At 37.6% G+C, this 14,618-nt stretch carries 12 protein-coding genes; all 12 read left to right on the top strand.

From position 1 onward, the window contains the following. Window positions 1-40: 40 nt before the first annotated feature. The 12 genes from gndA (at window position 41) to ACF2G4_RS07775 (ending at window position 14,518) form a co-directional block, all read left to right on the top strand. A complete protein-coding gene (gndA, locus tag ACF2G4_RS07830) occupies window positions 41-1,447 on the top strand; it encodes an NADP-dependent phosphogluconate dehydrogenase (protein WP_409075964.1) in 1,407 nt (468 codons plus the stop codon). 188 nt (window positions 1,448-1,635) lie between these two features. Continuing rightward, window positions 1,636-3,015 carry a glycosyltransferase gene (locus ACF2G4_RS07825; protein WP_409075824.1) on the top strand — a complete coding sequence of 460 codons (1,380 nt, stop codon included), beginning with the start codon at window positions 1,636-1,638 and terminating at the stop codon, window positions 3,013-3,015. Then, the gene (locus ACF2G4_RS07820; RefSeq protein ID WP_409075823.1) at window positions 3,012-4,208 is read left to right on the top strand and encodes a hypothetical protein; all 1,197 of its coding nucleotides are present in this window, start codon (window positions 3,012-3,014) and stop codon (window positions 4,206-4,208) included. Before ACF2G4_RS07825 ends, ACF2G4_RS07820 begins: the two co-directional genes overlap by 4 nt. 165 nt (window positions 4,209-4,373) lie before the next feature. Beyond that, the gene (locus ACF2G4_RS07815; protein WP_409075822.1) at window positions 4,374-5,126 is read left to right on the top strand and encodes a glycosyltransferase family 2 protein; all 753 of its coding nucleotides are present in this window, start codon (window positions 4,374-4,376) and stop codon (window positions 5,124-5,126) included. A 1-nt stretch (window position 5,127) separates the two neighbouring features. Then, window positions 5,128-5,763, top strand: a complete 636-nt coding sequence (locus ACF2G4_RS07810; RefSeq protein WP_409075821.1) for a phosphodiesterase — start codon at window positions 5,128-5,130, stop codon at window positions 5,761-5,763. Next, window positions 5,760-6,389, top strand: a complete 630-nt coding sequence (locus tag ACF2G4_RS07805) for an HAD family hydrolase (RefSeq protein WP_409075820.1) — start codon at window positions 5,760-5,762, stop codon at window positions 6,387-6,389. Before ACF2G4_RS07810 ends, ACF2G4_RS07805 begins: the two co-directional genes overlap by 4 nt. After that, window positions 6,386-7,108 carry a sugar phosphate nucleotidyltransferase gene (locus tag ACF2G4_RS07800; protein WP_409075819.1) on the top strand — a complete coding sequence of 241 codons (723 nt, stop codon included), beginning with the start codon at window positions 6,386-6,388 and terminating at the stop codon, window positions 7,106-7,108. The genes ACF2G4_RS07805 and ACF2G4_RS07800 overlap by 4 nt, the downstream gene beginning before the upstream one ends. Continuing rightward, window positions 7,095-7,415, top strand: a complete 321-nt coding sequence (locus tag ACF2G4_RS07795) for a hypothetical protein (protein ID WP_409075818.1) — start codon at window positions 7,095-7,097, stop codon at window positions 7,413-7,415. Before ACF2G4_RS07800 ends, ACF2G4_RS07795 begins: the two co-directional genes overlap by 14 nt. A gap of 311 nt (window positions 7,416-7,726) precedes the next feature. Beyond that, complete coding sequence (locus ACF2G4_RS07790; protein WP_409075817.1) at window positions 7,727-8,527, top strand: ABC transporter permease; 801 nt, start codon at window positions 7,727-7,729, stop codon at window positions 8,525-8,527. An 11-nt stretch (window positions 8,528-8,538) separates the two neighbouring features. After that, window positions 8,539-9,282 carry an ABC transporter ATP-binding protein gene (locus tag ACF2G4_RS07785; protein WP_409075816.1) on the top strand — a complete coding sequence of 248 codons (744 nt, stop codon included), beginning with the start codon at window positions 8,539-8,541 and terminating at the stop codon, window positions 9,280-9,282. 22 nt (window positions 9,283-9,304) lie between these two features. After that, entirely contained in the window at window positions 9,305-10,579 is a 1,275-nt protein-coding gene (locus ACF2G4_RS07780; protein ID WP_409075815.1) for a class I SAM-dependent methyltransferase, read from the top strand. Window positions 10,580-10,702: 123 nt separating this feature from the next. Further along, window positions 10,703-14,518: a glycosyltransferase gene (locus ACF2G4_RS07775; protein WP_409075814.1), complete on the top strand. Its 3,816-nt coding sequence runs from the start codon at window positions 10,703-10,705 to the stop codon at window positions 14,516-14,518. Window positions 14,519-14,618 lie beyond the last annotated feature (100 nt).

Genomic DNA, 14,618 nt, shown 5'->3' with positions numbered 1-14,618 from the left:
CCTCGGCGTTTGTGGAGTGTCCCTCAGACAGGAGTATATGATGTCCAAGCAACAGATCGGCGTTGTAGGTATGGCAGTAATGGGCCGCAACTTGGCTCTTAACATTGAGAGCCGCGGTTACACTGTTTCTATCTTCAACCGCTCACGCGAAAAGACTGATGAAGTCATCGCTGAGAATGAAGGCAAAAAACTCTCACCTTACTACTCCATTGAGGAGTTCGTTGACTCATTAGAAAAACCACGCCGTATCCTGCTGATGGTGCAGGCGGGAGAAGCTACTGACAAAACTATCGCTTCACTGACTCCGCATTTGGATAAAGGCGACATCCTTATCGATGGCGGCAACACTTTCTACAAAGACACCATCCGTCGTAATAAAGAGCTTTCTGAGCAAGGCTTCAACTTCATCGGAACCGGCGTTTCCGGTGGTGAAGAGGGTGCCCTGAAAGGTCCATCCATCATGCCTGGCGGTCAGAAAGAAGCGTATGAACTGGTTGCACCGATCCTCGAGAAGATTGCTGCCCGTGCTGAAGGCGAAGCCTGCGTAACCTATATCGGTCCAGATGGCGCTGGTCACTATGTGAAGATGGTGCATAACGGTATTGAATATGGCGACATGCAGCTGATTGCTGAAGCTTATTCACTGCTGAAAGGCGCACTGAATCTCAGCAACGAAGAACTGGCTAAAACCTTTAGTGAGTGGAACGACGGCGAGCTGAGCAGCTACCTGATCGACATCACCAAAGATATCTTCACTAAGAAAGATGAAGACGGAAAATATCTGGTTGATGTAATTCTGGATGAAGCCGCGAACAAAGGCACTGGTAAATGGACTAGCCAAAGCTCACTGGATCTTGGCGAGCCACTGTCGCTGATCACTGAATCGGTGTTCGCACGTTACTTGTCTTCTTTGAAAACTCAGCGCGTTGCAGCGTCTAAAGTTTTAAGCGGCCCAGAAGCAAAAGCCTTCACCGGTGACAAAGCTGAATTCACCGAGAAAGTGCGTCGTGCTTTGTATTTGGGTAAAATCGTTTCTTACGCTCAAGGCTTCTCACAGCTGAAAGCAGCATCAGATCAATATAGCTGGGATCTGCATTACGGTGACATTGCTAAGATCTTCCGCGCGGGTTGTATCATTCGCGCCCAGTTCCTGCAGAAGATCACCGATGCCTATGCAGACGACGCGAGCATTGCAAATCTGCTGTTAGCACCTTACTTCAAGAACATCGCTGATGAATACCAGCAGGCGCTGCGTGATGTGGTTGCTTATGCTGTTCAAAATGGTATTCCAACGCCGACCTTCTCAGCTGCGATTGCATACTACGACAGCTATCGCTCAGCAGTTCTGCCGGCTAACCTGATTCAGGCCCAGCGTGATTATTTCGGTGCGCATACTTATAAGCGTACGGATAAAGAAGGTGTATTCCATACGGAATGGCTTGATTAATGTAGTCACTAACCTGGTTAGCAAATAATTAAATAAAGCACATCTATGGATGTGCTTTTACATTTAAAAAGATAGTTGTTCTAAAAAGCAAGCTATTAATAAGATGGTTATAAAAACATAATCAAGAAAAAATAAAAATCCCAATAATTAATATTTGGCTTTGCATTCTTGTGAACAAAGGATAGAGAATGATTTATTACGATATTACAGATATTATTAACCATTCGAGATTTTCAACTAAAGTAAGTGGTATTCAACGAGTTGTACTTGAAGGTTTAAAAGGTTTAGATGGTGAAAATACCATATTTTTTATCAGTCCGATCACTGGGAAAACATATGAAGTAAATGGATTAGGTCAGATTGATTTAAATGATCTCAGTCCGTTTATCAACCTGTGGATTTATGCCGATTTATATATATCTAAATCAGAAGAAAATATTGACAAGTATTTTCAAAAAATACGCGGATTAGGTAGGAAAAAGAAAGCCGTAAGTGATGCTTATTTCTTGTTTTCCAAGATACCTAGTGTAAGAAAAATTAGTCATAAAGTTATAATAAAGTATTTAAAAAATCGCATTAGCCTCTATCCTGGTTTAAAAGTTACTGAGTTTAGCAATTTTAAAGAAGAAGCATCGGTCGCTTTGTTTGGTGGAGTCTGGAACTTTCAGAGTCAGTATCAGGAATTGTTTAATTCAAAATTACACAGCCTGCGAAAAATATTTATGGTGTACGATATGATCCCAATCGTATCACCCTATGTTCCAGATGAACTAAAACAAATGTTCAAAGAATATATTCCTTTTGTACTCGAGTATGCAGATAAGATTGTCGTTAATTCGCAAAGTTGTCGCAATGACCTAAGCAACTATTGTGTTAAACGAGGTGTTACCCTTCCGGATATAGATGTAGTTCACCTTTCTCATAAATTACCTGATACATCGAAAGAAAGAGATGTGGAAACAAAAGCAGAAATGGATTTTGAATATCCACTTCGAGTCAGGAAATTAAAAAATGAGCAATATGCTTTTTGCGTTGGTTCAATAGAATCACGAAAAAATCATGTCAATTTATTATTAACATGGATTAAGTTTTTCAATAGTTCAGAATATGCAAATCAAAAATTGGTCATAGCGGGTAAATGGTTATGGGATACGGATGCCTTTGCTAATCAGCTAAGCTCTACAGGCAATGTATATGGTAGTGTCATTATAATGCAAGATGCTTCGGATGCAGAAATAGGAGAACTATATCGTAATTGCCGATTTACCGTTTATCCATCTCATTATGAAGGTTGGGGTTTGCCTTTAGGAGAGTCGTTAGCGTTAGGTAAACCTTGCTTACATTTTGATAACTCTTCTCTTAAAGAAGCGGGCTATGGTATGACGATAGCTGTTGAATATCCGAATTACAAAAAATACTATCAGGAGTTCTCTAAATTGATGAGTGATGATAGTTATCTTAATGAAAAAGTTAATTTAATCGAATCTAATAAAAGTAAGTTACGTAGCTGGAAGGACTTCTCTACAGACATTAAAAAAATCTTTATTCATGAAGAGGAAATTCAATGAGTGAAAATGGGAAGATGATTTGGTTCGGAAATAATGCTCCAGAGGGAAGCGTTAGTTTAAACACAAGATTTGTTGTTAATATTGATACCAGACTGTCCCATGAGCATTATCACAAATATAATGATATAAATTTTGTAGAGGCGCCAATATCAAATTATAAGAATTGGCCATTTATACTTGATGAACTTTTCAAACTTAGCTATGGAAAAACAAAGTTCTCAATTAAATTTAGATCATCTTCTCCTATATTCTCTATTCCTAAGTTTTATAAGCAAATTTATAATTTATCTGCGGGAAGCGCAGAATTTCTAAGTCTAGAAAAAGGCGAGGCAGTAGGCGGGTTTATTATTCATTTTACAGCAACCAGACGAAATTTTGATGTTTCTAGAAATTGGACGTTTGGTATTCTATGGGATGGGAAAAATGAAAATTACTTACAGACTTATGTTGATAGTGTCACCAGACAGCTTTCATCAGGATCACAAATCGAATTAATTATTTGTGGGCCACAGCCTGGATTTGCTATCAACATTGACCACACTGTCATAACCGCTGATCAAGATACTGAAAAATACGCAAATATTTCGCGCAAGAAAAACTTAATCATAAAAAATGCGAAATATGAAAATATTTGCCTGGCACACAATAGATATCAAATTGATAATAATTTTATTAAATCATTTGACCGGATAGGTCATGATTATGATATTTGTGTTATTAAACAAGTGTTAAATGAAACCGGGGAAAGAGTGCCGGATTGGGTCTCACAAGCCTCTGATCAACGATTAACAGCAAATTACTTACTTACCTATGGTGAGTATTCGCCCTATATTTATGTTCCGGGTGGATTAGTAATTGGGAAAAAACATGTGCTGGAAAACTTCCTCTTCAACGACCTTGGTACATGGAACATGGCTGAGGATGTCGAATTATCACAAAGATTGATGGCTAACGATTATATTCCACGCATAAATACTAAGACAGTTGCGAAAGTATTGCAGTTGAGAAAAGAAATAATCGCAGACTTTAAAAAACCAGATCTGAATAATTTTTATCATAATATAGATTTGTTTCAAGGGCATAAAACGGCATATAAACGGTATGGGGATTATATAATAAGAAACTTATCAGTGTTACTAACTAACCCAGCATCTTTATATAAAAAAATAAAGTCAAGATTGAATGATAATTAACTTGTCATGTTTGATCATGTCTGCCTACTCTACCTTGTGGCAGTATCCTAAAAGAAGGGATGAGTTTTTATCTTATTACTTCTAATAATATTTATATCAAATTTAAATATGCTTCTAAAATTTAACTTTAAATTTTAAGTAGTATAAATAAAAAGGTTATTTAAGATGAATATTGTTATCCCAATGGCAGGCGCTGGAAGCCGTTTTGCAAAAGCAGGTTATGTTGACCCTAAACCTCTAATTAAGGTTCATGGTATTCCTATGGTTAAACTCGTTATTAATAATCTTAAACCATCAAGGCCACATAAATTTATTTTCATCGTGCAGCGAGCACATGATGAGAAATATCATTTAACAGCGCAACTAAAGCATTGGGAACCGACTTGTGAAGTTATATATACAGATGGCCTAACAGAAGGTGCCGCCTGTACAGTCTTATTAGCTAAAGACTTAATTAATAATAACGAACATCTGATGATTGCTAATAGTGACCAATTTGTAGATTGTAACATAGATGATTATATCGCTGAGATGGAAAAGCATGATTATGATGGAATTATCATGACCATGAAAGCGGATGATCCAAAGTGGTCTTTCGTTGGGTTCAATGAAAATGGTAAGGTCAATAAAGTCGTTGAAAAGGAAGTCATATCAGATGAGGCCACTGTTGGAATTTATAATTTCAAAAAAGGCGCTGATTTCGTAAGAGTAGCAAACGAGATGATCATCAAAAATGATCGCGTAAATAATGAATATTATGTTGCACCCTCATACAACTACCTTATTAATGAAGGTGCGGATATTGGCATATTTAATGTTGGTTCTGAAGCTAACGGTATGTATGGTCTAGGAATTCCTAGTGACTTAGATCTTTTTCTAAAACTTGAATTGTCACATAAAGCGACTCAAGGAAGTTAATATGGAAATAATTAGCCACCGTGGTTATTGGAAGACAAAGCAAGAAAAAAATACGCTTGAAGCTTTTGAACGTTCATTCGAGCTTGGTTTTGGAACAGAGACAGATGTAAGAGATTTCAATGGTGAGCTCGTTATCTCACACGACATTCCCACGGGAAATGAAATAACTCTTTTACAGTTTTTAAAGCTTGTTGCTGGTAAAAACGTTTCGCTAGCGCTAAATATTAAAGCTGATGGGTTAACACAAAAATTAAGCGATGCATTGTCACTTTTTGATATAAAAAAGGCATTTGTATTTGATATGTCCGTGCCTGATCAATTAGGTTACTACAGACATGGCGGAATCGAATTTTTTTCGAGAGCTAGTGAGTATGAGCCTGTAATATCATTGTATAAAGAATGCCATGGAGTTTGGTTAGATGCTTTTGAATCTATTTGGTACGATATGGATTATATCGAAGCATTACTAAGAGATGGCAAAAAAGTGTGCATCGTTTCCCCTGAATTACATAATAGAAACAACTTTAAAGATCTTTGGAGCATGCTTGCGCACTCAAATTTTATCAATTCTGAAAATTTAATACTTTGTACTGATCTTCCTGAGGAAGCTCAAAACTACTTTAAGGTGTCACTATGATAAAGGCTGTCATTTTCGATATGGATGGCGTGCTCATTGAGGCGAAAGATTGGCATTATGAAGCTTTGAATAAAGCGTTGAATCTTTTTGGATTTAATATCAGTCGATTTGATCATCTTACAAAGTTTGATGGCCTCCCTACCAAAGATAAACTAAATATTCTTACTACAGAATACTCATTGCCGATTGAATTACACTCATTTATAAATGAGATGAAACAAAATTATACAATGGAAATTGTTCATACCAAGTGTAAACCGCTTTTTATACACGAATATGCGCTATCGAAATTAAAAATGGAAGGGTATAAGTTAGCTGTAGCATCTAACTCAATTAAAAACACCATTATAACCATGATGGAGAAAGCAGCGCTGTCAAATTATCTCGAAATAATGCTTTCTAACGAAGATGTTGTAAAAGGAAAGCCTGATCCCGAAATCTACACGAAAACTATTAATCTTCTCGGCTTGACACCGGAAGAATGTGTTGTTGTCGAAGATAATGAAAATGGCATTCGTGCGGCCAAAGCAGCAGGAGCGCATGTTTTGATTGTTAACGAGGTTACAGATGTTATTTATCGCAACATAAGACAGTTCATAGACTCGGTCGAGGAAAAAAAAGCATGAATATTCTAGTGCTTGCTGCGGGTGAACATTACATTGATAGCGATGATAAAAATTACCCTTTTTGCTTGTCTGAATTCTTAGGGAAACCATTAATTCAGTTGATTGCAGATCAAATTAATTTTAATACAGGGAAAACTGTATTTCTTTTTCAAGATAAACATATTAAAAAGTACCGACTTGATAATATTGTACAGCTGCTTTCCAATGGCAAATTCCATTCTGTGTCAGTACCAGAGGATACGGCAGGTGCTGCATGCACAGCGTTACTCGGTGTAGTAAGTCTTGATCAGGATGAACCTTTACTTATTGTTAGCGCTAATCAATTGCTTGATATTAATTATGAAAGCTTCGCTTCATCTATGAACGATTCTAACAACGATGCAGGAACTGTCATTTTTGATTCTGTTCATCCGCGCTATTCGTATGTCGTACTTGAAAAAGATATTGTTGTTGAAGCCTCTGAAAAAAATCCAATAAGCCGTAATGCTACTGCTGGCGTTTATTGGTTCAAAAAGACAGCTTTTTTTACTGATGCAGTGAAACAGATGATAAGAAAAGATGCACGGGTTGATAATATGTTCTATATCTGCCCATCTTTTAATGAGCTTATATTACGTGGAATGAAAATAGGCGTACAAAAGATCGAAACATCCCAATATCATCCCTATAAATCAATTTCTCACTTTGAAAGTCGTAAGGCCGTCAATGAAAAACTATAAACTTTCAGATATGAAAGGTGGCTGGATCGTTGGAGGTTTTGAACCTACAGCCTACTCAACCTTGGACTGTGAAGTTGCGGTTAAGTACTATAAAGCAGGTGATACTGAGAGCGAGCATTTCCATAAAATCGCAACTGAAATTACGTGTATAGTATCGGGAGAAGTTATTATGTGCGGCAAAAATTGGTCGACTGGAGATGTTATTGTCTTATCACCAGGGGATATCACCTCATTCAAAGCAGTAACCGATACAATTACTACCGTCGTAAAATTACCCGGCGCGCTGAATGATAAGTATACAGTGTAGCAAAAGAATTAACCATGTCATGTGCACGAGTCTCGGCATTGCATTGAGTATAATTGTTAACCCCATTTTCCTGGCACAACATCATGAAAGCTAATATCTAAAGCTGCTCTCTTCAGCTCCTAATGAGATTTTTTGATTGTTGAAATATTTTCTTACTTAATACATCAAAATAACGTAAACGCATGTGTTTTTGAATTTCAGCTTTAATATTAATCTGAAATTTTAGCGCGGGCGGGGATTTTTAGGGCATAACTGTTGACTACATGATAGTGCAACTTAGAATACATAACTTTTAATAGTGGAATAAAATAATGCAAGGTAGTTTTACGCGAGTTGCTCTGAAAGATATTGTAGGGGCATTGGGGCGTTATTCGTTAGTTGGAATGCTTGGCTGGCAAGATGTGAAGCAGCGATATCGTCGTTCGGCATTAGGCCCTTTCTGGTTGACTATTAGTATGGGCGTGATGATAGGAACCATAGGTATTGTCTTTGGTTCCATCTTCAAAACGTCTTTAGAAGAATTTTTACCGTTTCTTGCGAGTGGTATGATTCTCTGGTCTTTTTTTACAACGGTTGTGAATGAAGGCTGTGCAGGATTTATTAATGCTGAAAGAATTATAAAGCAGTTACCTATTCCACTCTTTGTGCACATATTAAGGATCATTTGGAGGAATATAATTATATTATGTCATAACGTAATTATTCTCCCTCTTGTTTTTATCGCCGTGGGTAAGCCGCTTACACTTAATATATTCTTTGTAATACCTGGATTTATATTGGCTACATTGAATCTTACCTGGATTGCTTTGATGTTAGGTATATTATGTGCTCGATACCGAGATTTGCCTCAAATAATTACAAGCGTATTAAATGTTATTTTTTATTTCACGCCGATTATGTGGATGCCACATTTAGTACCACAACGCGCAGGTGAATTAATCTTAGGTCTGAATCCTGTCTATCACTTAATGGAAATTGTAAGAGCTCCATTACTTGGACAGATGCCTGGTAGCTCAAGCTGGATTACATGCCTAATTATTGCTGCTTGCGGATGGCTAGTTACTATTTTCGTCTATGGACGCTATAAGCGTCGTATCGCTTACTGGTTATAAGAAGATTTATCATGGCTTCGGTAGAATTCAAAGATGTATGCGTAGATTTCCCTATCTATAACGCTAATGGACGTTCACTTAAAAAGCGCTTAATGCAAGTGGCCACCGGTGGCCAGTTGGGCTCAGATCCACAAGGGCGTGTAATTGTCAGAGCAATTGATCATCTGTCATTTACGCTCAAAGACGGTGACCGTGTAGGTTTACTTGGACACAATGGTGCTGGTAAAAGCACATTGTTGCGTCTTCTTAGTGGGGCTTATGAGCCTTCTTCGGGCACTGCTGTAAGCCGTGGGGAAGTAGGATCACTAATAGATATCTCTTTAGGGATTGATGTTGAAGCAACAGGAAGGGATAACATCTTTTTACGAGGAGGCTTATTAGGCCGCACTCGAGCAGAGATTAGCGAAAAACTTGATGAAATTATTGAGTTCTCAGAGTTAGGTGATTTTGTGGATATGCCGGTTAGAACCTACTCTTCTGGGATGCATTTGCGTCTTGCTTTTGCTGTTTCAACCATTGTTCGTCCTGAGATTTTATTAATGGATGAATGGCTCTCTGTTGGAGATGAGGCTTTTAAGCATAAAGCGGAGTCCCGATTATCTGAAATGGTTCAGGCAACCAATATTTTGGTCATTGCATCTCATTCTAAAAGTATGATCATGAAATCTTGTAACCGCGCAATATGGCTTGAACACGGCAAGATATTGATGGATGGGAATGTCGAAGAAATTTGCTCACGTTATTTCGGTAAGTAAAATATCATAGAGGATAAATACTATGGTCATTACATCAGATTTATGTGAGTCAATGGGTTTAAATTCTTCTCAAGCTATGCTGAAGAAAAAACCCACATGGATCGCAGGTAATATATCAGAGTTTGATCAGCCTTTATTGATAGGATTAACGAAATTATTAAAACCTAAAAAGGTTGTTGAAATAGGTGTGGCAAGCGGCTGGAGTGGATGCCTTCTTATAGAGGCTCTGTCTCAAAATGGGCTACCTGCACAGTATGTAGGCATAGATTTATCCTCAAAATATTATTTAGATAGTAGTCGAGATACAGGGTCAGCAATTTTAGAGATGTTCCCGAAAGTCAATATTGGCTATGAGTTATTGCTTGGATCTCATGCAATAGACAATCTAAAGGAAATTGGTAATGGGATTGATTTAGCATTTATAGATGGAGATCATCGGCATCCTTGGGCAATTTTAGATTTCTTATCCCTCCTTCCAAACTTAAGTCCTAAATCTTATGTCCTTATTCATGATTTGAACCTTTCGACTTACCCAAGGCATGAGCAAACTAACAGAGGGCCTAAATATTTATTCGAATGCTGGCCATTTGATAAAATTCACTCCTCACAAAATTTGCCCATGATTGGAGCTGTTAAGATGCCGGAATTGATAGACAACCAATTCCTTACTCTAATTCTTAACACGACTTGTACACCGTGGGAAACAAATGTTGATCAAGCTATATTAAATAAAATTTCAGCATCGATTGGTTTGCATTACGGCGAGATTTGGGGAGAGAAATTCAGTAATGCTTTCCATAAAATGAATGTTGGCGCTTATAATAATCATGCTGATAATATTGAAAAAGACTTCATTGAACAGTTAATACAAGTTGTTTCACGTAATCCCTATTCTTCTTCACATTTAGCAATGTTGGAATGCGCAACCCTTGTTTATCCTGATTCTGGCAGACTATACCATCATTTATCGGTTTTAAAATATCGCAACAATGATGTTGAAGAGGCTATAAAATTTTCACTAAATGCTGTTAAATTTTCCAAAACAAATGCACACTTTATTTCATTTCTGGGTGAGCTTTACTGTGCTACAAATGAATTAGCAGAAGCTGAGCGTTGTTTGGTTTCCGCAATTGAATTGCAGGAAGATGTAGCAATATTCCACTATCGACTAGCGCATCTGTACGAAAAATCTGGCCAGCTTAAAGATGCGATTTTTTCAGCGCGTCGCGCATGTGAATTGTTACCTAACAATAGTCATTTTGAGAAATATTTTAATCACTTATCAAGCTCGTTATAAAACCTTCCTTCTCTGGGTATATCATGAATAAATTAATTATTTAAAATGATGGTTTTATCATTTTTTTATAATTAATTTCAAATGTTATAATTATATAATGTTTGATATTTTGAACGGATTAATATGAAAAATATAGTGCACATTAAGATTTCTGATAAAGGTTGGATTCTTGAAAAGTTAGCAAGTGAACTAGCTACTAGATTGCCATATGTAAGCTATGGTCTTGAACACGATTCAAATTCTGAAATTCAATATTACATGACATATGGATGTCATCAGGAACGCGTATCACCAATCGAGGTGGCGTTATTTACTCATAAAGAAGATGTTCCTTCAGCTGCAGATAAATTTGATAAAGTTGCTTCTAATGTCGATTTTTGTGTCGCACAGTCAATAAAAACTGAATCTATTATTCGGGAGCTTGGTTTATCTAACGTTGAAACAATTTCTCCAGGTGTTGATCTTAATATTTTCTCACCAGTGGTTCGAATTGGAGTCGTAGGCAGAACTTACCATACAGGGCGTAAAGGCGAAAAACTTGTTGCTCAGGTGATGGATATTCCAGGTATTGAATGGCACTTTACTGGGGAAGGTTGGCCAGGTCCTGCTAACTTTATTGAAGAATCTAAACTACCTGATTTTTATAGGTCGCTAGATTACATTCTGGTACCTGCATTAATAGAAGGTGGCCCTATGTGTGTGCTTGAGGCACTTGCTAGCGGCTGTAAGGTTATAGCTTCTCCTGTGGGTTGGGTTCCTCAATTCCCACATATTGAGTTTAAGCTCGGTGATGCGAGCGATTTACGTCGCGTACTTTTGGAAGTAGTTGAAGAAAAGCTTGCCCTAAGAAAAAGCGTTGAAAACTATACTTGGAAAGCATGGGCTGATAAGCATCACAACCTTTTCACTCGATTGCTGAATCGCGATCCTCTTATCGAAAAAAATAATAATGAGCAGCGAATCTTTACTCCTGAAATTGTTCCTCATCAACAGGAAAGTAAGCTAAGCGTATTGGTAGCCGTACATGGTGCTGAAATGACAACGTCTTTGGGAGGGCCCTCCGTTCGTGCCCCGAAGACGGTTGAGGCATTGCGGCAATTAGGTACAGACGCTAATTTCGTATCAAATAGGAATTTTTCGACAGAAGGCGTGGATCTCGTTCATGTTCTCAATGTGTGGCATCCTGACGAGTGTGAAGTTTTATTGAGGCAAGTTGAGAAAAATCAACGACCTTCGGTTCTCTCTCCAATATTTTTGGATTTGTCTGAGCTTAATTTTTATAATGTCAGGGTCAGAAAGATTCTTTCAGATAGTGAAAATATTGAGGATGCGCTTCATGACCTTTCAATACTTTGCAATGAAAACACTAATCATCGTTCTTTACCATTAACAGCACGAGAGCCTTTTCCTAATTACTTTTTGGCAATCCGTCGCTTAGCTACATATTCAAATCATCTCATTCTACTTAGTCACCATGAGAAATCTTTACTCAAACAAATAGGCGTTAACCATCCTTCAACAAGTATAGTAAAAAATCCTGTCAATACTGTTGTCTTCGAAAGCGGTGATCCATCATTATTTAAAAATGCTTTTGATGTTCAGGATTATGTTTTATGTGTGGGTCGAATTGAATCTAGAAAAAATCAGGCACTTCTGGCATTAGCATTAAAAGATACCGGTATTCCGCTAGTTTTAATTGGACATGAGGCTGATGCTAAATATGCCGATTTAATTAGGAAATGGGGAGACGATAATGTGATCTTCGCCGGGCGTATAGAGGCGAACAGTCCTATGTTAGCTTCTGCATTTTCTGGCGCTAAAGTTTTTTGCTTACCTTCCTGGAGTGAGGGGGCACCATTAGTTGCACTCGAAGCTGCTGCTGCAGGTTGTAATATGGTTTTAAGCGATCGCTCATCTGAATCTGAATATTTCGGTGAATTGGCTCGTTATGTAAATCCAGCTGATGTTAGTGATATCCGACAAAAAATTCTTGACGCTTGGAATGATTCTGAGCTTACTAATTCTTGCCGCTCCGATAAACTTATGCATAAGATGCGAACGGAACACAGTTGGGAAGCTTATGCTCGTCAAACTCAAGATGCCTATAAAGCTGCTTTATCTTGTCAAGCTAAGAAACCGGCTCTATTAGAGTCAAAAGAAAATAAACGTATTTTTGTTGATCTTACAACGTTAGCTCATCATAACGCTACGCCTACGGGTATTGCGCGTGTAGAGAGTCGTTTAGCAGAAGAGTTAGAAAAATTCTATGGGGTTAATGTTAATTTTATCCTTTGGAATTCTCGTTATGGTAAGTTCATTAAAGTGGAATATGCGGATTTAATTAACGCAAGAATCAAAGATTTTGCTGGTGAAAATATCCCCGGTTTTCCTCCTGGTATTCCAAAATCAAATGTGCATTTCAAAAGTGATGATTTAATCCTGATATTTGGTGGGGCTTGGATAAGAAACTCTAATTATTTAAGAGATCTTCAGAGTCTTAAGAAAATGCATGGTGTCGCTGTTGTTAGTACCGTATATGATATAATTCAACACAAAATGAAATACTTGTTTCCTGAGGGTGTTGGTGAACAGTTTGCTGTTAATTGCAAAAAAATTATATCAATTTCAGATATGGTAATTACATGTTCTGAGCAGAGTCGAAGTGACATTGTTGATTTTTGTATAGAAACCCAAACCCCACTTTGTCCTGTTTCTGTATTTAGGTTAGGTGACGAACCTGTTCATGCTGACTCGAATAATGATATTGAGTTCTACAGAGAGGGGCTCTCAGAATTAGCAGTTGATGATAAATTCGTAATGTTTGTTAGTACTATTGATGTTAGAAAAAATCATTCATTACTACTAATGTTATGGAAAGGTTTAATTAGTGAATATGGTGACGACGTACCTAAATTAGTATTGGTTGGTAATGTTGGTTGGCGTGGTGAGGAATCGGTTAATATACTGAATAACAATCCCGCATTGAAAAATAAAGTTTTGATGCTGCACGGCATCCAAGACTCAACCCTTGATTGGCTTTATAAACATTGTTTATTCACTGTCTTCCCTTCCCGATATGAAGGGTGGGGATTGCCAGTGGCTGAAAGCTGTCGTTATGGTAAGTTTTGCCTTGCTTCAAACGCAGGTTCCTTGCCAGAAGTTGCACCTGGTTGTGCAGAATATATTGATCCTTTAGATTGTATTGCTTGGTATAAGGCATTGCAGAAGTACTGCTTCGACCCTGCTTTGTTAGCACAAAAGACAAAACTTGCTATGAAATATCAACCAACTAACTGGCAACAAACCGCTCAGCAAGTTATCAACTCTATAAAAGATGTTTGTGCTTCGACTCGGCTCGAATCTCTAAATATAAATGGAGAAATTTGTTTTTCAGCTAAGACACTGCCGGGAATGCTCTCAAGTGATAAATTTACCTTAGACGGGTGGTATCAGATTGAAAACACGGGAACCTGGACCTCAGGTAATGAATCATATATTGGTTTCCAATATGATGAGCAGCCGACCAGTGAACTAGCCTTAACTATTACAGCGTTTGGTTATGTCCCGACCTCTGAAGCGATCATCGTAAATGTATTTGTCAATAATGTGATGGTTGCAAAATGGGAAGTTGATGGTAAACGTACTAATCTTACTGCACCAATCGATTCTTCTATTTTACAAAGTTCTAAAAATATAATTGTTAGGCTTGAAATTGAAAATCCGCGATCACCTTCAGAGTTTGGTTCTAATGATACTCGTATGCTTGGTTTGCATGTTATTAGCGCGAATTTGATTAATGGTTCTCCTGTTTCTGACGTTATTCAGCGTTCATTGTTTAAAGCAGAAGGCGGACAAAAAAATAGGTTAATTCACACGTTACGGATTTCTAAACGTGTTGAGAATAAGCTTAGACAAATAAAGCGCAGGTTAACCAGTTAAATTATTTGTTCACTAACTATTTAAATAACCATTAATAATTGCCTGCTTCCTTATATTTTATTGAAAGAAGCAGGCATTTCTCCGGATATGTATTAAATAG

It is taken from the genome of Pantoea phytostimulans (genome assembly GCF_046118715.1).
In the GTDB taxonomy this organism is placed as follows: Bacteria; Pseudomonadota; Gammaproteobacteria; order Enterobacterales; family Enterobacteriaceae; genus Pantoea; species Pantoea phytostimulans.
This window is presented reverse-complemented; position numbering and strand designations above follow the sequence as displayed.